Origin of the sequence: Mesorhizobium sp. WSM4307 (assembly GCF_007003945.1) — a bacterium.
In the GTDB taxonomy this organism is placed as follows: Bacteria; Pseudomonadota; Alphaproteobacteria; order Rhizobiales; family Rhizobiaceae; genus Mesorhizobium.
Genome location: NZ_VFTB01000008.1, coordinates 313,258 through 333,179 on the forward strand (window position 1 = coordinate 313,258; position 19,922 = coordinate 333,179).

The 19,922-nt window shown below is 61.7% G+C and carries 15 protein-coding genes; 9 read left to right on the plus strand and 6 right to left on the minus strand.

Going from position 1 to position 19,922, the window contains the following annotated elements:
• Nucleotides 1–2: 2 nt before the first annotated feature.
• Nucleotides 3–404, plus strand: a complete 402-nt coding sequence (locus FJV83_RS21245) for a hypothetical protein (protein WP_095772636.1) — start codon at nt 3–5, stop codon at nt 402–404.
• On the opposite strand, the gene FJV83_RS21250 is transcribed toward FJV83_RS21245, so the two are convergent.
• Together FJV83_RS21250 and FJV83_RS21255 are read right to left on the minus strand one after the other, a co-directional pair.
• Nucleotides 366–2,432 carry a BTAD domain-containing putative transcriptional regulator gene (locus FJV83_RS21250; protein ID WP_142884482.1) on the minus strand — a complete coding sequence of 689 codons (2,067 nt, stop codon included), beginning with the start codon at nt 2,430–2,432 and terminating at the stop codon, nt 366–368. The genes FJV83_RS21245 and FJV83_RS21250 overlap by 39 nt on opposite strands.
• Nucleotides 2,433–2,455: 23 nt before the next feature.
• Complete coding sequence (locus tag FJV83_RS21255) at nt 2,456–3,766, minus strand: YcaO-like family protein (RefSeq protein ID WP_246691901.1); 1,311 nt, start codon at nt 3,764–3,766, stop codon at nt 2,456–2,458.
• Nucleotides 3,767–4,269: 503 nt separating this feature from the next.
• On the opposite strand from FJV83_RS21255, the gene FJV83_RS21260 reads away from it, so the two are divergent.
• From FJV83_RS21260 to FJV83_RS21270, 3 genes are all read left to right on the plus strand, one after another.
• The gene (locus FJV83_RS21260) at nt 4,270–5,823 is read left to right on the plus strand and encodes a heme peroxidase family protein (protein WP_185973268.1); all 1,554 of its coding nucleotides are present in this window, start codon (nt 4,270–4,272) and stop codon (nt 5,821–5,823) included.
• 206 nt (nt 5,824–6,029) lie between these two features.
• Nucleotides 6,030–7,424 (plus strand): peptidoglycan-binding protein, encoded by a 1,395-nt coding sequence (locus FJV83_RS21265; RefSeq protein ID WP_142884481.1) that lies wholly within the window; start codon nt 6,030–6,032, stop codon nt 7,422–7,424.
• 181 nt (nt 7,425–7,605) lie between these two features.
• The gene (locus FJV83_RS21270) at nt 7,606–10,521 is read left to right on the plus strand and encodes a patatin-like phospholipase family protein (RefSeq protein WP_095772739.1); all 2,916 of its coding nucleotides are present in this window, start codon (nt 7,606–7,608) and stop codon (nt 10,519–10,521) included.
• 81 nt (nt 10,522–10,602) lie between these two features.
• Here FJV83_RS21270 and FJV83_RS21275 read toward each other — a convergent pair whose 3' ends face one another.
• Genes FJV83_RS21275 through flhA form a run of 3 tightly spaced genes read right to left on the minus strand, consistent with a single transcriptional unit; the run spans nt 10,603 to nt 13,824 of the window.
• Nucleotides 10,603–10,986, minus strand: coding sequence for a hypothetical protein (locus FJV83_RS21275; protein WP_095786959.1), 384 nt, complete (start codon nt 10,984–10,986; stop codon nt 10,603–10,605).
• A 1-nt stretch (nt 10,987) separates the two neighbouring features.
• Nucleotides 10,988–11,740, minus strand: a complete 753-nt coding sequence (gene fliR / locus FJV83_RS21280) for a flagellar biosynthetic protein FliR (protein ID WP_038649353.1) — start codon at nt 11,738–11,740, stop codon at nt 10,988–10,990.
• The gene (gene flhA / locus FJV83_RS21285; protein WP_095786957.1) at nt 11,737–13,824 is read right to left on the minus strand and encodes a flagellar biosynthesis protein FlhA; all 2,088 of its coding nucleotides are present in this window, start codon (nt 13,822–13,824) and stop codon (nt 11,737–11,739) included. Before flhA ends, fliR begins: the two co-directional genes overlap by 4 nt.
• 116 nt (nt 13,825–13,940) lie before the next feature.
• Between flhA and FJV83_RS21290 the strand changes: the two genes are divergently transcribed.
• Entirely contained in the window at nt 13,941–14,240 is a 300-nt protein-coding gene (locus FJV83_RS21290; protein ID WP_095786956.1) for a putative quinol monooxygenase, read from the plus strand.
• Between the two features lie 25 nt (nt 14,241–14,265).
• Here FJV83_RS21290 and FJV83_RS21295 read toward each other — a convergent pair whose 3' ends face one another.
• A complete protein-coding gene (locus FJV83_RS21295; protein ID WP_142884480.1) occupies nt 14,266–14,745 on the minus strand; it encodes a MarR family transcriptional regulator in 480 nt (159 codons plus the stop codon).
• Between the two features lie 62 nt (nt 14,746–14,807).
• On the opposite strand from FJV83_RS21295, the gene FJV83_RS21300 reads away from it, so the two are divergent.
• The 4 genes from FJV83_RS21300 to FJV83_RS21315 all read left to right on the plus strand — a co-directional run bounded on the left by FJV83_RS21300 (nt 14,808) and on the right by FJV83_RS21315 (nt 19,914).
• Nucleotides 14,808–15,536: an NAD(P)H-binding protein gene (locus FJV83_RS21300; RefSeq protein ID WP_095792686.1), complete on the plus strand. Its 729-nt coding sequence runs from the start codon at nt 14,808–14,810 to the stop codon at nt 15,534–15,536.
• Between the two features lie 655 nt (nt 15,537–16,191).
• On the plus strand, nt 16,192–17,973 hold the full coding sequence (locus tag FJV83_RS21305; protein ID WP_142884479.1) for a chloride channel protein: 1,782 nt from the start codon (nt 16,192–16,194) through the stop codon (nt 17,971–17,973).
• A 165-nt stretch (nt 17,974–18,138) separates the two neighbouring features.
• Nucleotides 18,139–18,798, plus strand: a complete 660-nt coding sequence (locus FJV83_RS21310) for an XRE family transcriptional regulator (RefSeq protein ID WP_142875558.1) — start codon at nt 18,139–18,141, stop codon at nt 18,796–18,798.
• A gap of 39 nt (nt 18,799–18,837) precedes the next feature.
• Nucleotides 18,838–19,914 (plus strand): PotD/PotF family extracellular solute-binding protein, encoded by a 1,077-nt coding sequence (locus tag FJV83_RS21315; protein ID WP_095792737.1) that lies wholly within the window; start codon nt 18,838–18,840, stop codon nt 19,912–19,914.
• Nucleotides 19,915–19,922 lie beyond the last annotated feature (8 nt).

Consider the following 19,922-nt stretch of genomic DNA (forward strand, 5'->3'; position numbering starts at 1 on the left):
ACATGGCTGACCCCGTCGACAATTTGGACGCCTTTCCCGAACCGATCCGAACCCTTAACTTCGAGGCGACCGGCCGCAAGGTGGTGCAATGGGCACAGGACCCCAGCACGCGTCCGCGCGACTTGGCCGAGTTCAAGGCCCAACTCGATGGGCTCGTCGTCGTGCCGGACCGCTATAAGGAAATCCAGATCGTTCAGGGATACGACCACGTCTTCTTCCTGCGGTTACCGCCCAACAATCAAGTGACGCAATCGCAAAAGAAGCTCCAGACCGAACAAGGCGGCATGGCCGACTATGGCATTCCGGAATTCTATTTCGATGCGATTCTCGAAACGGTGCCGTTCAACCGCGACAGTTTCTTCTACTCACGCATCGCGGACTACACCATTCGGGGCTGCCGATAGAACGGGCTCTGGCAAAGGTATCTGGCTGACGACAATGCCGGCCCCGGCTAGCCCTCGGCGCAGCGCCTCGAGGGCGTCTGGACTGTAGATCGGAAAGCTGTCCATGAGCCATGTGCCGACGTTGCCCGGCTCCGGTGACTCATCTCCAAACCACGTCGTCTTCAGCTGCGCTAAAAATCGGTCGGCCTCTTGATGCGCTGCTTGCTCATTGCCGAGCAAGGCGAGCGCCGCAGCCTTCCAGCCGCCGATGTACGACACGCTATCGGCGGCGCGCTCGGCCGCCTCGACGCAACCGGCATAGTCGCCCAGCAGGAACCGCACGCCCGCCTGATAGCTCCATTGCAGGCGTGAAACGCCGAGTCCGGTCTGCAACGCCAGAGTGGCGATACGCCGCGCGTTCTCGCGATCGTCGCAATAGGCAAGCCCGAGAGAAGCGGAGACCAAGGTCCAGGGATCGTTGCCATTGAGTTCGCAGGCCAGAAGGAAGCTGATGGCCGCCTGCTGCGGGATGCCGTTCATGGCGTAGGACCACGCCAGATGCAGTTGGCTTCGCGAATCGATCGGATCGATCTGGGTCGCCTGCTTGGCAAACGTCAGCGCTTCTGCGTGGCGTTCGCGTCGCCGGCCGATGCCGGGAAAGATCAGATGCCGTGAATTGATGATGCCGGCCAACCCGGCGTAGGCGGCAGCGAACCGCGGTGACTCCGCGATGATTGATCTGAACAGAGCCTCGGCCCTCTCCTCTGACTCCGGGCGCCACTGAAAGATCAGTTCCTGCGCCCTCAGCCAGCGGTCGAACTGCTCCAGCGACAGGTCCGGGATGCTGGCGATCTGAACCAGCCGTTCGGACGACATGCTGACACCCAGCGCGACAGCGATGCGGCGGATGAGCCTCTGCTGGGTCTGGTACCACTGGCTGTTTTCGATGACAAACTGCTCGCTCCAGATGTAGCGCCCCGATGCAAGCTGCTTAAGCGTCATGCTGAGACGCAATGCCGGCCCGTCGACAAATCCGGTCGCCTCGATGCAATAGGCATTCTCGGTGAAGCGGGGGGGATGCCCTTCCCATTCCATTACCGCCCAGTCGCGGAACCGCACCAGCGACGCGACCAGTTCACTGCGGAAGATTTGCACCGCGTTCCGCGCGCGGACGGAACCGCTCACCAAATCGAACTCCCGCACGAACAGCAGCACGCCGGCGGCGGGCTCTTGCAGCCGTTGCGCCTGGGACCCGAATGCCTCGGCGGCAATCGCGGTTACCGCCCCCCTGTCCGTGGCCCCGATCGTACCGAGCTTGATGTCACTGACCAGAGCCTGCGTGGCGGCTGAAGGTTCGCTGTCGAACTCTGTTTCAAGCAGGTCCCAAAGCCCCTTATAGGCCCTCAAGGCCGTTGCTTGGTCGCCCATCCGAGCCGACGCTTCCATGACTGCTCGGCACCCGATCTCGTTGGTCGGATCGAGATTGAGCAGGGCTTGTCCGGCTCGCTTTAGCGCTGGCCAGTCTGCCGCGGCCTTGGCCATCGCTTCCAGACATGAGATAAATTCGTCCTGAAGGCATTGCCGCTGGACGAGGACCCAGTTGCGAAACGAGGGGTCGATGTCGTCCAGGCCATTGAGAAAGCTTTCTGCGACACGTTGCCTCTCCAGAAGGACGGGCGGAATCCTTCCAGCTTTCAGCTCGTGCCTGATCTCACTCACATCCACTGTGACGAGCGACTGCTTCAGCGTCACGTTGAGCCGGTCTCCGAGGAAGACCCCTTCGACTTCAGCCAGGCAGGTCTTGAGATCGACTACGGTTTGCCTAAGCGAGGCCCTCGCTCGTGCCTCGTCCGATTCACTCCAGAGCAAGCCGCAGATGCGCTCGCGGGTTTCAAAACCATGAGGGCTCAGTGCAAGATAGGCAAGGACGGCACGCGATTTGCGGTTTCTCACGGCGACGTCTCGCCCAAATTGGCTCAGCGCTACCTTGTCAAGCGTCGTGACACTGATCAGCGGCGCAGTCCTCGTTGGGGAGTTGTGCCCGATCATCGTTGTCCCGCAACTGCCTCCGTCTACATAAGATCGGCGCGGCCGCTCGGGCCGGCCTGGTCAATGAGGGAACGAAGCCGACGCGACTGGAACGGCGACGGAAATGGCTGCAGCCCTGGGACGAAGACTTTGGCGACGGGAATGTCAAACATCGGCGTGGTCAGATCCGCTGCGTATATGCGGTATTGCTTCTTAAGCATTTCGCCAACCAAGGATACGAAATTCAAGTCCCTTTCATCATTTTTGTGCATCAGCACGCCACTGGACAGGTGTGAGACGAGGCCCGTGTCGATTGCGCCAGGGGTCTCGGCGCGCTCCGCCTGCAGGCGGTCGACCTCGTCGAGCCTCTCACCCCCCTGTTCTGCGCGTTTCATTGCCGCCAGATCGAGAGCCAGTTCCATCTGGCACATTTCCAGCAGCGCCGCCCTCAGGGCGTTGCCCGCGTCCAGCCTGCAAGCCAGCCCGACTGCCAGGCCGCGACCATCCGCGTCGAAGGATAGCGCCGCGATTACAGGCGCGGGAAACTCACCCGATATGTCGAGAAACTGGGTGCATCTGCCGAGCTTCTCCTGCCTTATCCGCGCAAGCAGATCGAGCACGCCCGCGCCAGCAAGCGCTTCCAGTCCGATCAACCGGCCGCCGCGCCTGCTGCGCCACCAGGCGGCAGCCGCATCGCGCTCGATTGCTTCCAGCAGCGCCGAGGTCAGGGCAGCCTCGTGGGTTATCCCTGCGGCGCATCCGCAACTGGTTACCCAGGCGCTTCGGTTTGCGCCGCGAATGAAAAGTGTCTCGGGCAGATAGCCCTGCCGACCGTCGTCCAGCCGGTGCACGGGCACCCATCGGTCACTTTCACCGAAACCGGATTGCACCTGGAAATCGTCGAGGTGTTCAGCCAGCCGAATGTCCTGCCAATGACTTACACCATCTACTGGCGTGCCGTGCGTCGTCCCGTGCGGCACTTGCCATTCGCTATGATATTCGATGCCCTCGCCGATGCAGGCCTCGAATGCGCGCCCCGGGGTGAGGCCGACACCGCTGAAGCTCGCCGAAGTGGGTGAGGCCGAATCTCTCCAACTGCGATGTACCTGCGCACCAAAAAAGTGCAGCCCCGGTGCGTAGCGGGCGTGCAAGCGGAACAGATTGCCAAAATTCGCTGCGGCCAACAGTAGTCCTTGGCGGTTGTTGACCACCACCGGGTCGGGATCTGTGTCGCGGGAGCCAAAGTACCCAAGTGAGGTGAGCAACCCGCGTGCCATTGCAGCCTGGTCAGGTGCCAAATCTTGCGGCTTTGAACAAAATCGCGCTGCCAGTTCAAACGCATTCGCGGCGGTCAATTCACCATCCTCGCTGTTGAAGAAAGCCTTCTCACTCCTGGCTGCCACTTTCGCCTTACGATTTTGATCGGGTCAACAAGCGTCGCAGGCAAGGCAAAGCGATCTCTGAAAGACGCGAGAGCCGAAGATGGCGGTCATCTCACGCTGATTTCACGCTAGCTGGTCTAATGGTTGTTTCCGAGACGTCATCTCGACTGCCCCGGAGCTGAACGACCCGCACCGGACGAGACGATGGAAAATCGGCGCCAATTCATTTCCTCCCGGGAGCGGCGCCGCGGGGCCATGACCGGATGGGGCCGGTCTGTGCCTCGCGGCCCACTGGGAAGGGCGAAGCGGCTTCTTCGACACAAGGCCCATTCCGGGTTTCCTCCCGGGAGCGGCGCCGCGGGGCCATGACCGGATGGGGCCGGCCTGTGCCTCGCGGCCCACTCGGAAGGGCGAAGCGGCTTCGTCGACACAAGGCCATCCTCGGATCAGAAATTCGACAAGACAGGAGATCAAAAATGGCAGCGCATGGCACCCCGCCCCGTGGCATTGATGCGACACGATCGCCGTTGTTCGAAGGCCGCTTCGGCCGCATGTTCCGAAATCTGGCACCCGCAACGTTCGGGGCAAACGACGATGACAACCGTCGCAACCTCAAGGCGCTCGGCGCCGCCATGTCTGCTGATATTGACGAGCCGAAAGATGGGCTCGACGCCGAGGAAAGCGGGATTCCTGCCCTCTATACCTATTTTGGCCAGTTCGTTGATCACGACATCACCTTCGATCCCGTCAGCACCTTGCGTAAATCGCTGGATCCCGATGGGCTGGTGGATTTCCGCACGCCGAGCTTTAATCTGGATAATGTCTATGGCCGGGGTCCCGCCGACCAGCCTTACATGTATACGAAAGAAGGCCGCTTCCGCCACGGCGATGCAATGACAGGAGCCGGTGGCCAGCCCGGACACGATCTGCCGCGCTTCGCCGGACGCGCAATCATCGGCGACCCCCGCAACGATGAAAACAGTCTGGTTTCGCAACTGCAAGGGCTGATGCTCAACGTGCACAACCGGATGGTCGATGACAATCCGGGCCTGGATTTTGAAGCGGTCCAGCAGCTCGTCCGCTTCCACTACCAGTATGTTGTCGTGAATGACTTCCTCGCCAGGATCGTTTCGCAACCGATCCTTGACGCACTCAAGACGGACGGCCGCTTCGATCAAAAGCGATTGCGGTACTATCACTGGCGCAACCTGCCGTTCATGCCAGTCGAGTTTTCGGTCGCCGCCTACAGGCTTGGCCATTCGATGGTAAGGCCCGGTTATCGGCTGAACGACGACAAGCTGCTGCCGATCTTCCCACGCGCCGGCAAGCCGCATGAGGAGGCGCTTACCGGCTTCCAGACGATGAAGCCGGGTCGCGCCCTGGACTGGGGTCGATTTATCGACATTGACAAGCGCGCAGGGGGATCGGATCCCGAGACTGGAGATCCTGCCAACGTGCGTCGGCTGCAATTTGCCTACAGGATCGACACATCCCTCGTCGGTTTCCTGCACGATCTGCCGAAAGCTGTGGCGGGTGACCCGCCGGCCTCCCTCGGCGAGCGCAATCTCTTGCGGGGCTGGCTCCTCGGCCTGCCGTCCGGCCAGAGCGTCGCACGTGCCATGGCCATCGAGCCCCTGGCCGATGCGGACATCATAATCGGCAAGGCTGTGGACGCTCCCGAGGATGGTGATGTCGTAGGCCCGATCATCGATGCCGTCACAGCCAAGGGTGGCGACGGCAAGGCCTTCGCCGACAACTGCCCACTTTGGACCTATGTCCTTGCCGAAGCGGCAACACACAAGACCAACATGGCTATCCCGATTACAGGCGGCGGCACACGTTCCACGCCGCAGCTTGGACCGGTGGGCGGCCGGATTGTGGCGGAGGTCTTCCTCGGATTGCTGTTTGGCGACGGCAGGTCTTACCTGTCGCTCGATCCTTTGTGGAAGCCTGTGAGCGGGGCAGGCTTCAGACTGAAGGACCTGGTCTCCTACGGGCTCGGCATGGGGCCGCCGCTTCACTACCGGTGACAACCAGTCCTTGGCAGCGGGTGAAGTCAGGGGACGACCGGATATGTCGTGACAATCTTCGACAATTCGGCGGGGGCGAAGCAGGGCGGAGATTCTTGAGATGTCCGCCCCTGCCGGCGCCTGACAAAGGTGTCCGGCTTTCCAGTTTGGCGGAGGTTTAGCGCAGTCGAATTTGGTCAATCACAACTCGAAGGGGGATATGGGCAATGGGACTCTTTGATGAATATAAAGAGGGATATGAGCGCAACTGGGAGAGGCTGGAAATCCGATCCAACCGAGCCAGCGTCGTCAAAAAGGAAGCCAAGCGCATTCTGGATGGCAAGACGATCTATACTCAGATCGAAAGCCGGACGGGTGTTCCATGGTGGTTTGTCGGCGTCTGTCACTACCGTGAGTCTTCGCTGAATTTCGGCACTTATCTCGGCAATGGCCAGCCACTTGGCCAACGTACCACCATTGTTCCGAAGGGCCGTGGGCCATTCACCGGGCCGAACGCTTTTGTCGACGGAGCGTTGGACGCTTTGCGGCTGGAGGGCTTTGTCGGCGCCAGCGATTGGGGGATTGCGCGAACTCTGTTCAGGCTCGAGGGGTTCAATGGTTTTGGCTACCACGGAAAAGGTGTGAATTCTCCGTACCTTTACGGTGGTTCCACCTTGTACGGGCCGCCCGAGGCGCGAGCCGGCAAGTATGTCAAAGACCATGTTTTCGACCCCAATTTTGCGGATACGCAGCTCGGGACGGCAGTGATCTTGAAGGCTCTCCTCAGCCTTGACCCAACGATCAGCATCGGTTCAGACGGCGGTTTGCCGGGCTTGGAACCAGACGATGAGATGGCAAAGAATGTTGTCTGGCTTCAGCATTCGTTGAACGCTCTGGGAGCAGACCCGCAATTGGTCGAAGATGGGCGGAGCGGACCTTTGACCAGGACAGCTCTGTCGCGCTTTCAACAACAAAACGGACTGGACGATACGGGGTTAGCAGATCCCCTTACGATTGCGGCGATTGACCGGCAGCTGCAGCCCAGCTCGGATGGCGCCGCAAGTGATATTCGCGAGAAGCTCGAATCTTTGCAGGCCGCTATTCGCGCCTTGACCGATAGATCGGACAAGGTGCCTTCACCTGTCCATGTAAATACGGTTGGCGTGAACAGCGACCTCGCGGGCATTGTCAGTGCGTTGGGAGGTGCAGTTCAGCGCGTGGCGAACACCGTCCCGCCAGTCAATCAGGGCGGTAGTCAGCAAGATCGCTTGCGAAGGGCGATCGACCTGGTCTCGGCCATCTTGCTCCCTGGCCAAGCCAAGGATGCGCCGTTAGGCCCAGTGAACGGTGCGCTCGGTCAGACGATCGGGAATCTGCTCGACGGAAAGAAATCGGCGATTGGTATTGGCGGGGCGATAATTACGCAGCTGCTTTCCAAATTGGCGACTTCGCCTGGCGTGTCGGGTGATCTGACCGCGGTAGGCACTGCACTGTCCAATATCACGCCAGCCATGGGGTTAAGCCCTTTCGCAATGCCGTTATTTCTTGGCCTTGCGGCGTGGGGCTTCTTGGGAAAGCTTGAAAAGTGGAACCAGGGAATGCCTACAATCCCACTAGATTGACCTGCATGAACGGGTCGCCCTACTCAAGTGGCCCGGCTGAGTGTTCCCCATGGCAGTTGCGTGTCGGCTGGCCCGGCCGCGCTAGGGCCAGAAGCCGCATTGAGCCATGGGGCTTCCAAGAACACCCAGCTTTCGTACTCGCGTCCTCACGGTGGATGGCACAGCAATGGGCAATCCAGACATGACGAAAGCCAAGAGGTTTGCTGTGGATCAAGCTGCTACCGCGAATGACCAACCAGGCCTTTACAATTGGTTGGGTGCCAAGACGAGGAGTTTCGTTCGTTGGTGGCGAAGGTTTGATGGTTTTGTGAACCAGCCGTTGCCAACGGGCAGAGCGTGGTATTGGAGCTGGATTGCGCCCGATGGCTACGCCTGGTTCGTCCCGGTCCTGTCTCTCATGTTAATCGTCGTTATCGCGCTCGGCTGCCCGACATTCCACTTTACGTTGGCCACGATCGGACTGTTGATATTCGGGCTTTCACTGTTGCTGGCGCTACATATCGGAGCGTGGTTGCAACCATGGGTCCAGCGATACCTTCTCGCTGGGCAGCTTGCGATCCTGGGTGTCTTGATCGCCCCAATGCTTCTCTTCACCCAACCTGAGACCTACGACGATCATTCAGGATCACTACGCCTGCACATTGGTGTCGCGATTGTCATCATCTTGGCGATCGCACTCGGCATGGCCTGGTGTGTAGCCGTGCGATTGTTCAATCCCCAAGGACGAAGTGAACTTGCGCAGGCGCTTCCCGCAGTCGACCTGTTTCCACCGACGAATCGCTACGACTTCATGGGGACCAGCCCTTTCGCAGCGCTGGTTTCCGCCTTGCTCATTGTGCCCGTCCGCTACCCGGTCGAGCTGCTTTTGCCTGGATCGCTATTGGTGCTCTTTGTACCGGATCGATTTCTTTGGTGGGTGTTTGCAATTGTCGGCGTTCTCTGCTGGGCAGTGCTCTTCCTCGGCGTGCTTTTCGAAAGATTGATGGAAGTTCTTAAAACTATCGGTCGTCTCTTCTTCATAGGCCCGCAACTTGCCATAAGCTTGCTGGTGATTGTCGTTGCCCTGGCGCGCTTGGGTGACGTGCACTACATCACTTATCTGTTCAACGCAGGCAGCACCGGATACGGCAATACCAAGATCATGGGCTACCTCGCTTTTTTCTATTTGGCGGCGTGGTACTACGCGTTCTGGTGCGATCAATTCGCGGCGCGGAGAATTCTCCATCTACTTGGTGGCAGTGTTGCCGCTGGGCCTCCCTTTGAGCTGCGATACGACTACATCGGTAACCAGCCTACCAGCCCCATCAAGCCGAACGGTCGCCTGGTAGCGCTGCATGGGGCGGGACGATTGAAAATTCAGGGCGAGTATAAGAAGGGATACGAAGCCCAGGGGGCAGCCTTACAGTTCCAGACTCCATCGGAACTGCTGTCCACTTTTCGCCGGCAGATCGAACAGATGCCGGCATCAAAGAGCGTATTCCCCGACCCACTGCCGAGCTTGCGCGACTTTCAACGTTCCGCACTGGTCTTTCCGGTAATCACAAGCACCTTGGCCTTCATTTTGATAGCCGGGCCGTCTTGGGTCTCGTTCTTCCACGCGGCTCAGCCTGCCGAACTGGAAATCCATTCGATGGCGCCCAAGAACCTCGACCCCGCCAGCTTTTTGCGGTCTGAGACCGGGCAAACAGGCGCTTGCCCGCCCTTAGGCCCGAGCGATGCCAGAATTGCCATTGCCGCTTCTGGCGGTGGCACTCGCGCCGCCATCTACACGGCATCAGTCCTTCACGGGCTCGCACAACAAGGCAAGATCTGTAACGTCGTCCTCGTCAGTGGTGTATCCGGTGGCAGTGCCGCTCTAGCCTACTTTGCCTTGCATGAGCGCGAACTGCGGCGACCCGGTGATCCAGACAATGACGCTTGGGGGAATTTTTCGAAGGTCATGGCGGATCCCTTCATCGAGGACGTTCTCGAAAGAGCCGGTGATCTGCGGACAACCTTTGGACGGCGAAGCTGGCAGCCGGCTGTGTGCGGTGAAAATCCCCTGAAAGATGAGCACGTGGACGGATGGATCCCGGCGCGAACCCGTTTGGGCAATATCCTTGCAGAGTCGTTCGTCTGCAACATGGGTGCGGGAGTGATGGGATCGCCGCCTTTCGGCTTGATGTTCAACACGTCGTTGCTGGGTTCGTTTGAAGCCAAGCCAACAACCTGTACTGATGACAATCTTTCATTTCCAGAACTCGCCGCGAAATGTCCAAAACTGCTTGACGGCAGCGTTGCGGGCGGGCGGCTGGTGCTGACGAACCTCAAGGCGCCCAACCAGGGGGCGGCGGCGAATGAACCGGCCGTGATGAAAGTCGTCCCTATCGATGACGTAAACCTCTCAATCGCCCGCGCCGCCGCCCTCAGTTCGAATTTTCCGCCCGTTTTCTCCGACGCAGCCATCGATGTATTGCCGGATGGAACAGACTCTGTCCGACAGCGCTATTGGGTGACGGACGGCGGCGCGGTTGAAAACCGCGGTACAATGACGCTTTACCTTTTTGTTCGAGACGCCCTGAAATCGTTGGACAAGTCCGTGCCTCTGGCACCGCTTCACATCGTCATTGCCGACGTATCTGCTTCGGCTGGAGGCTATACTGAGAGCTTTGGCTTCAATTCGGTGCTGCAAGCGGGTGGGCAACTCGGCTTGGGAATGGAAGGTGAAGTGTTCTCCGACATACACGACATCTATTGCGAGCACCGATCGATCGCTACCCGGCATGAGCTCGATATGCCTCGGGTGTTGCGCGACGGCATCGGCACGCACTGGCTGCTGCCGGGATCACTCACCTTCACGGAGCCGACGCAGGGATCGGTGACGCTATATTCGGCTGACCTCAAAAAGCTTGTCGTTGCTTTGTTCAGCAGGGACATTCCAAAGTTCGATGACCAGAAGGACGCGAGTAGGGTTTTTGACTGGGCGAAAGATCCCGCGTTAGAGCACCCTACTTTGGAGTCGAGATGGAACGAGCTTCTTGCCGTGATCTCAAACACCAAGGCGACTTCCAATGACTGTGTCGATCGGAGCAAAGGCGGTGCCGCCTTCGTCCAGTGATGTCAGCTGGGGTGCCGTTGGAGGCACGAACGCGCACATTTGTCGTTGAACGAATCGTAGCGAGGGAAGCGATTCCCGCAGCTATTCCTCGTTCCGCTTCTGCGCGATCAGATCCAGCCGTTCGCGGTCGGAGCGTTCGCGCTCGTCGCGGTTGCGCACCTCCTTGTAGGCGCGCTCGACCATGTTGGTGCGGGCATTTGCCGTGGCGATGAGGCCGGCCTCCTGCCTGGCGCGTTCCAGGCTCTTCTCCTGGCGCACCACCGCCTGGGCGATGCGGCGGTGATAGAGATCGGGGAACAGGCCGGAGAGGGAATTGTCCTGGTCGAAATGGCCGATCAATTCCCTGGCCTCGGTCTCCGCCGCGTTTGCCGCGGCGAGAAAGGTGGCGTGGCGGGTCTCGTGCAGCGCCTTCAGTTGCTCCTGCACCTTGACCAGTTTCCGCAGACGGTCCTTGCGCGTGCTCATCTCACCTCGCCAAAGTCAGGTCGACGAAGCCGTCGACGAACAGCGACAGCATGGTGCCGATGGCGAAATAGAAGATGATCATGCCGCCGGCGATGACGAAGGGCTGGGAAATGAAATAGATCGGGATCTGCGGGGTCAGCTTGTTGACGAAGCCGATCGTCAGATTGACCAGAATGGCATAGGCGACAAACGGGCTGCCGAGGCGGATGACCAGGAAGAAGGTGTCCGACACGGTGTCGGTGATGTCGACCAGCGCCGCCTGCGGGTTGAAGAAGACGTTGACCGGCGCGACCGTGTAGGACGCCACCAAAGCGCGGACGATTTCGTGGTCGAAGTCGAAGACGAACAGCATCAACAGCGCCGAGAACGAGATGATGGCGGCAAGGGCTGCCTGCGGTTCCGGTTCCTCGATCGCCGGCCCGCCCGAGCCGCCATAGCCGATCAGCATGGCGATGGCCGAGCCCATGAAGCGCAGCGCTTCCATGTAGAGCCTGGTCATGGCGCCGATAAGCCCGCCGACCAGGAGTTCCGAGATGATCATCGGCACCAGGATCTGCGGGCGCGGATCGACGAAAGGAATGATGCGGTCCCACAGGAACGCAAGCAGGCCACCGGTGGCGGCGACCGCCACGAACAGCCTGACCTGCACCGGCACGCGGGCGCTGGACAGGCCCGGCATCAGCATGAAGCAGGCGCCGATGCGGCAGAAGGCGAGGAACGCCGCGATGACGACGCTCTGCGAGAGAACGCTCACGATATGGTCCCGAGCACCCTGATCTCGACGCCCTTGGCGATTTCGACATGGGACAGCACCGGCAGCGTGGTGAACAGCCGCTCGATGATCATGCGCACATAGGGGCGGGCGTCCGGCGCGGTGACGAGAACGAAGCGCTCGCCGGCCTCGAGGAATTTCTTGATCGCCTTGGTGGCGTCCTGGCCGAATTCCTCGAGCTGGCGCGGATCGATGTCGAACTCGCGCACCTCGCCCTTGGCGTCGCGCTTGAGGCTCTGGTGGAAGGCGAGGTCCCAGCGGTTGCCGAGCCGCAGCACCTTGAGCACGCCGCCTTCCGAGAGGTCGCCGCAGATCTGCTGGGCCATGCGGATGCGGACATGCTCGACGATCTGCTCGGTGCGGCGCACATGCGGCGCGATCTCGGCGATGGCCTCGATGATCAGATGCAGATTGCGGATCGAGACACGTTCGGCGAGCAGCAGCTTCAGCACCGCCTGCAGGCCGGGATAGGAGATGTGCGTGGTGCAGATCTCGTCGGCCAGCTTGCGGTATTCCTGGTCCTGGCGCTCGAGCAGCGCCTTCATGTCCTTGTAGGACAGGAGCTGCGGAAGGTTGTTGCGGATGACTTCCGAGAGATGGGTGAGCAGCACCGACATGTTGTCGGCGAAGGTGTAGTTCTCGCGTTTCAAATCCTCGGCGAAGGTTTCCATGACGGAATAGGCACGCATTCCGAAGGCCGGCTCGCGGATCTCTTCACCGGGGATTTCGGGAACTTCGCGGCTGCCGAGCAGAACCATGATCTCACCGACGCGCATCGAATATTCGGCGACCACCGTGCCATGCACCTTGATCTGATAGCTCTTCGGCGGGATGGCGAAATCGTCGGCAACGCGCACTTCCGGCACGACGAAGCCGTATTGCTGGGCGAACTTCTTGCGCATCTTGGCCATGCGGAAGACCAGCTCCTGATGTGACACGAGCAGCCGGGTCGACAGCTGCTTGCCGATCAGCAGTTCTATCTCGGCGGTGGCGAGCGAGGCCTTGACCGAGTTCTTCTCTTCCTCGGCCTTGGTCGCCTTTTCCTGGGTCTTCAGCGCCTCGGCCTCGGCGAGGACGCGGTTGGCGCGCATCGGGATGACGTAGCCGAGGCCAGCCATGCCGCCGGCCAGTGCGAAGAAGGGGAACAGCGGCAGGCCGGGCATCAGGCCGAGCAGCACCAGCAGCGCCGCCGCCACGTAAAGCGCGCGCGGATGGGCGCCGAGCTGGCCGAACACGGCCTGGTTGGTCGAGCCGCGGGTGCCGCCCTTGGAAACCAGCAGGCCGGCGGCGAGCGAAACGATCAGCGCCGGGATCTGGGTGACGAGACCATCGCCGACCGACAGCTTGATGAACACGTCGGCGGCCTCGCCCATGCCCATGCCGTGCCTGATGTAGCCGATGGCGATACCGCCGACGATGTTGATGGCGGTGATGATGAGGCCGGCGATGGCGTCGCCGCGTACGAATTTCGAGGCGCCGTCCATCGAGCCGAAGAAAGAGCTTTCTTCTTCCAGTTCGCGGCGGCGCAACTGCGCGGTCTTGTCGTCGATCATGCCTGCGGAAAGGTCGGCGTCGATCGACATCTGCTTGCCGGGGATGGCGTCGAGGGTGAAGCGGGCGCCGACTTCGGCGATACGCGTGGCGCCCTTGGTGATGACGATGAAGTTCACCACGATCAGGATCATGAAGACGATGAGGCCGATGACGAAGTCGCTGGCCATCACCAGCTTGGAGAAGCCGGCAATGACATAGCCTGCGGCGTGCGTGCCCTCATTGCCATGCGACAGGATCATGCGCGTGGTGGCGATGTTGAGGGATAGCCGCAGCATCGTGGCGATGAGCAGCACGGTCGGGAACGAGGAGAAGTCGAGCGGCCGCTGGATCCACAGCGCCACCATCAGGATCAGCACCGAAAGCGCGATCGAGAAGGCGAGGCCGATGTCGATAAGGAAGGCCGGGATCGGCAGGAACAGCACGGCCAGGATGATGACGATGCCGAGCGCGAAGAAGATGTCGCGGCCGTTCTTGGCCACCGCGCCGGGCTGGATGCTTTCGCTGATCGCCATATAAGTCCTCGAACCATAGACTGCCGCGCATGGGACAGCCCGGCGAGGGTAGCTGGCCAAGCTTGCGCGAGGGTGGGAGAGTGGCCAGCTCGACGATCCCGCAAGGAGGAAGACCCATGCTTCTCATCATCGGCACGATCCGCTTGCCTGCAGGAAAGCTGGAGGAGGCAAGGCCGGCGATGGAGCGCATGATCTCGGGCAGCCGCGCCGAGGATGGTTGCCTCGAATATTCTTACGCGCGGGATGTGCTAGATGCGGGGCTGATCCGGGTTACCGAGGTGTGGCGCGACAGGGCGGCGTTCGATGCGCATTTCCGCTCGCCGCACATCGCCGAATGGCGCGCGAGCTGGCCGGCGCTTGGCATCGGCGAGCGCAACCTTGTGCTCTACGAGGCCGGTGAGCCCATGCCCACCTGATCGGCTGGTCAGCAACCGGCAATAATCAGGACTCGGCTGTTGCGGCCATGGCGACGCCGACCAGCCAGCGCCTGACGACGCGTTCTTCCGCTTCCGACAACCCCTGCGTCAGCTCGCTCTCGATCGCCCGCACGCGCTGGCGGCAGGCGTGCAGCAGTGCGCGACCGCTGTCGCTGAGATCGATGTGCTGGATGCGGCCGTGAACGGCATGCGGCTTGCGCACCAGCGAGCCGGCCCGCTCGAGATTGGCGACGATGACGCTGAGCGTTTGCGGGGTGAGCAGCGCCAGCCGGGCCAGATCGGCATTGGAGAGACCGGGATAGGCCGCAAGCATGGTCAGCGTGGCAAATTGCGGCTGCGTCACGCCGAGATCGCCCAGCGCACGGTCCATTCTGAGCCGATGCGCGCCGGCGGCCTGGCGCAGGAGATAGCCGAGATAGCCTTCCTCGCCGCGTTTGCCTTCGCCGGGGGCGGGTATCGATGCGTGCGGATTCGGCTTGTGCATAATGTAAGAGCTCTTATATATTGTTCGTGCACTGATACTAAGACAATGCGGAGTCCCTGACGATGGGTCATCGAATCTTTCTTGCCGGCGCCTCCGGCGCCATCGGCCAGCGACTGATCCCGCAACTTCTGGCCGCCGGTCATCAGGTAACGGGCACCACGCGCAATGCGGACAAGGCCGCGACATTGCGCGCCCTCGGAGTCGGGCCGGCGGTCGTGGACGTCTTCGATGCCGAGGCGCTGTCGCGCGCGATGCTCGCCGCCCAGCCCGACATCGTCGTCCATCAGCTGACCGACCTGCCGCCAGGGCTGGATCCGAGCCGGATGGGCGAGGCGGTCGTGCGCAATGCCCGCATCCGCGACGAAGGCACGCGCAATCTGGTCGCGGTCGCCCTCGCGTCCGGTGTCCGGCGCATGGTGGCGCAAAGCATCGCCTGGGCCTATGCGCCGGGCTCGGAGCCGCATGGCGAGGCCGACCCTCTGGATGGTGGCGCGAGTGGCAATCGCGGCATCAGCGTCAGTGGCGTCATCGCCTTGGAAAAGGCCGTTCTCAACGCGCCATTCGCCGGCGTCGTGCTGCGATATGGCCAGCTCTATGGGCCGGGAACAGGAACCGACACGGCCGCCGGCGCATCGCCGCTGCATGTCGATGCGGCCGCCTATGCCGCGCTGCTCGCGCTCGACAAGGGGGCGCCTGGCGCCTTCAACGTGGCGGAACCCAACCCGGCAGTCTCGACGCAAAAGGCGGTCGAGGAGCTGGGTTGGCGAGCGGACTTCCGTTTGCCTGCCTGAATTCGGAGACGTCGATATGATCGGCAATCAAGCTTGCTTGCGCACCGGCCAATCTCTTATCGCCTAGCAGGCGTTGACCTGCCTGCAGGACCAACCTCCGCCATCGGTATCGTGGCAATCTTCATAGCTGCCGTAACACGTGTTCGTTGAATTACGGTACCAAGGATAACCGCCAGGACAGCAGACATCCTGCTGTGCGGTCCGAAGAAGTTCTTCTGCAGGCCGGCTCCGTTTTTCCGTATTGCCTCCCGCAAAAGGAGACATTGGGTATGAAATACTCAACTTAACTGGCATGTCTATGTCTGAATGGCTCATTGCAGACGAGCTCAAAAAAATCGTGCAAGCAGCCAATGAAAACAATCCCCGCGCAATCATGTTCTCCTCCTGGAGGGAAATAGAGACGGGCCAAAATACCACTTTTCAGGCCTTGCGTCGATTTCGCAGGCGAGGGGGAGGAGGGCCTTTGCCGCGAATCCGGTGTCCGATTTCAGATGCCCAATTCACTTATGCCTTTTTGGCTCCGGGTTGATCAAAGGAAGCCTCCAGACTGTTCGAAAGCGATCCTGGCATTCGGGGAGCCGGCATCGCGGTTGCCATGCGGTATCCCTAGGCGTATCAGCCTTCCACGTCCCTTTTGATATCGGCGAGCCGCCCGGTGCTTTCCAGAAACCAGCCACAAGTCTACGCCCGCCGGCTGCGTGCGGTGCTTCTGAGGTCAATTCCGCTGCTCGAGGCGCGCGGCATCGCAGTGGTCATGCTGGCGGGCGCCGTCGGCATCATGGCGGGTATACTGGTCACCGCGATGAGCCAGATCGTGCAGGATCTGCACGGGTTGTTGTTCGGCGTTCAGCCCGGCGGCCGGCTTTCGGGCATGTTCTCGCTCGCCAATCCCATGCAGGCGCTGATCCCGCCGGTCGGCGGCGCCCTGCTCGGCCTGACGGTGATATGGCTGCGGCTGCGGAAATTCCGCACACCCGTCGATCCGATCGAGGCCAACGCGCTCTATGGCGGTCGCATGTCGCTGACCGACACCTTCATCATCGCCGGCCAGACGATGATCTCCAGCGGCTTCGGCGCTTCGGTCGGCCTGGAAGCCGGCTACACGCAGGTCGGCTCCGGCCTGGCGTCGCGGCTGGCGCGCATCTTCAGGCTGCGCCGCAATGATGTCCGCATCCTCGTCGGCTGCGGTGCGGCCGGGGCCATCGCCGCCGCCTTCGACGCGCCGCTGACCGGGGCCTTCTATGGCTTCGAACTGGTCATCGGCATCTACTCGGTCGCCAATGTCGCGCCTGTCATGACGGCCGCGATCTCGGCCTCGCTGACCGCGGAAATGTTCGGCGGCGTGCCGTTTCCGCTTGAGCTTTCTGGGCTGCCGCAACTGACCCCCAGCCAGTATGTGCCGTTCCTGCTGCTCGGGCTGCTGGGCGGCGCGGCCTCGATCGCCATCATGCAGCTGGTGACGCTGATCGAGCGCGGTTTCAACAGGCTGTCGGTCGATGCCTCGCTGCGTCCCGTCGTCGGCGGTGTCATCGTCGGCCTGCTGGGGCTGATCACGCCGCAGGTCCTGTCCAGCGGCCATGGCGCGCTGCACCGCGAATTCGCGATGAACTATGGGCTGACCGTGGTGGCCAGCGTCTTCGTGCTGAAATTGGCGGCGTCAGCCATCTCGCTGGGCTCGGGCTTTCGCGGCGGCCTGTTCTTCGCCTCGCTGTTCCTCGGTGCGCTGCTTGGCAAGGCATTCGCCGGTGTGATGGCGCTGGTCTCGCCGGCGACCGGCATCGACCCTTCGGTTGCCGCCGTCGTCGGCATGACCTCGCTTGCCGTCGGTGTCGTCGGCGGTCCGCTGACGATGACCTTCCTGGCGCTGGAATCGACCCGCGACCTGACGCTCACCGGCGTCGTGCTGGCCGCCTCGATCATGGCGGCGATCCTGGTGCGCGAAACCTTCGGCTATTCGTTCTCGACATGGCGCTTCCATCTGCGCGGCGAGACGATCCGCAGCGCCCACGATGTCGGCTGGATGCGCAGCCTGACCGTCGGCTCGATGATGCGCAAGGACATCAAGACCATCGATGCCGCGACGACGCTGGCCGACTTCCGCAAGCAGATCCCGCTGGGTTCGGCGCAGCGCGTCATCGCCGTCGACCCGGGCGACCAGTATGTCGGCGTGCTGATCGTGGCCGAACTGCACAGCGATCCCGCCGGCGGCGAGGCGCCGGTGCGCGATCTCGCGCAGTACAAGGATGCCGTCCTGGTGCCCAGCATGAACGTGCAGGCCGCCGCCGAGACGTTTCAGCGCGCCGGCGCCGAGGAACTGGCCGTCGTCGAGGATTTCACCGACCACATCGTGCTCGGTCTGCTGACCGAGGGCCATCTGATGCGGCGCTATGCCGAGGAACTCGAAAAGGCGCGCCGGGACCTGTCGGGCGAAGGATAAGGCTTCTCCCTACGCGCCCCCTTGTCAATCGGCGGCGCGGCTTGCTCTCGTGACCCTTCCGACTTGCAGCCTGGCCCAGCGACTGGCCCTGTTCTGGCGCCCATACATGGCTTGTCAGTTGTACAGTGGTACTGTACATCTTGTTAAGTGCGGTGAGGAGACGGCATGAGCAAGGGGTCGGACAAAGCTTCGTCGAAAACGGGCGAGACACCGGTCGCGACGCACGCCCACCAAGTGCTGGGCATGCGCCTCAAAAGCCTTCGCCTCGCCCGCAGGCTGTCCCTGCGCGAGCTTGCGGAAGCAACCGGGACGAGCGCCAGTTTCATCAGCCAGCTCGAACGCGGCCTGACAGGGGCCAGCACCGCCTCGCTCAACCAGATGGCTTCGGCGCTCGGCGTCAGCGTCGCCATGCTGTTCGAGGAAAGCACGGCGCAAAACCATGGCGTTCTGAGACGAAGCGAGCGGCCGAGCCTGCCGCCCAGCGACGGCTGCCGCAAGATGCTACTGTCGCGCCCGCCGCTGAGCGACATGGAGGTCTATGTCGGGGAATTCGACATTGGCGGCTCGACCGGGCCCGATCGCTACACCCATGGCGACGCGCACGAGATGCTCGTCGTGCTGCGCGGGGTCGTCGAGGTCTCGCTCGGCGACGCCCGTCACGTCCTCGAGGAGGGCGACAGCATCGAATACACGACTTCGACGCCGCATCGCTCGGAGAACATCGGCAGCGGCCGAGCCGAAGTGATGTGGATCATCGCGCCGCCGACCTCGGTGCGCGCCGAGCTCGATCAATACACGGCCTGGAAACCGCTCGCGGCCAGGTAGCTCCAATCCAATGCGGGCATCAATGGGAGAATGACAATCATGCAGAAAACGAAAGCTTTGTATCTCAGCGCCGTGATGGCGCTTGGCGTGCTGGCAACCGCAGCGTTCGCGCAGGAGAAGCCGGTGGCGGGCGAAGTCAAGGAGGGGTCGCTGAAGGGCAAGACCCTGACGTTCGTCTCCTATGGCGGCATCTACCAGGACGGCCAGGCCGCGGCGCTGAAGGAGTTCGTCGACAAGTCCGGCGTCAAGTTGCTCAATGACGGTCCGACCGAGATCGCCAAGCTGCAGGCGCAGGTCGAGTCCGGCAATGTCACCTGGGACGTTGTCGATACCGACGACCTGCCGCCTTACGTCTATTGCGGCAAGCTGTTCCAGAAGCTGGATCTGACGAAGCTCGACGTCTCGAAAATCCCGGAAGGCCAGGTTGGCGAATGTTCGGTGCCGGCGATGAACTACGGCGTCGTGCTGATGTACAACAAGGAGAAGTACAAGGATAACCCGCCCAAGAGCTGGGCCGACTTCTTCGATACGGCAAAGTTCCCGGGCGTGCGCGGAATCGACGGCTCCGGCAGCCCGACGGGCGGCTTGCTGGAACAGGCGTTCAAGGTTGCCGGCGGCGATCCGAAGGCGATGACGGTGGCCGATATCGACAAGGCCATCGATGTGGTCCGCAAGCTCGGCCCCGATACCATCTTCTGGAAAACGGGCGCTGAATCGCAGCAACTCGCCGAATCCGGCGAGGCCGACATGCTGATGATGTGGACGGGCCGCGCCATGACCGCGGTCAAGAACGGCGCCAAATACGCGCCGGCCTGGCAGGATTGGCTGGTGGTGATGGACCAGATGACGATCCCGGTCGGCGTCAAGGATACGGATGCATCCTACGCGCTGCTCAATGCCTATCTCGGCAAGCACGCACAGGAGGTCCTGGCGGAGCAGACCTCCTACACGCCGATCAACAGCGATGCCCAGCCCAAGGTCGACGCTTCCGTCTCCGCCTTCCTGACCAACACGCCGGAACGCCAGAAGCAGGGCTACAAGCAGAACTTCAAGTTCTGGGTTCCGAACTTCGCGGTGGCGCAGGAAAAGTGGTCGGCGCTGATGGCCGGCAACTGACCGGCTGA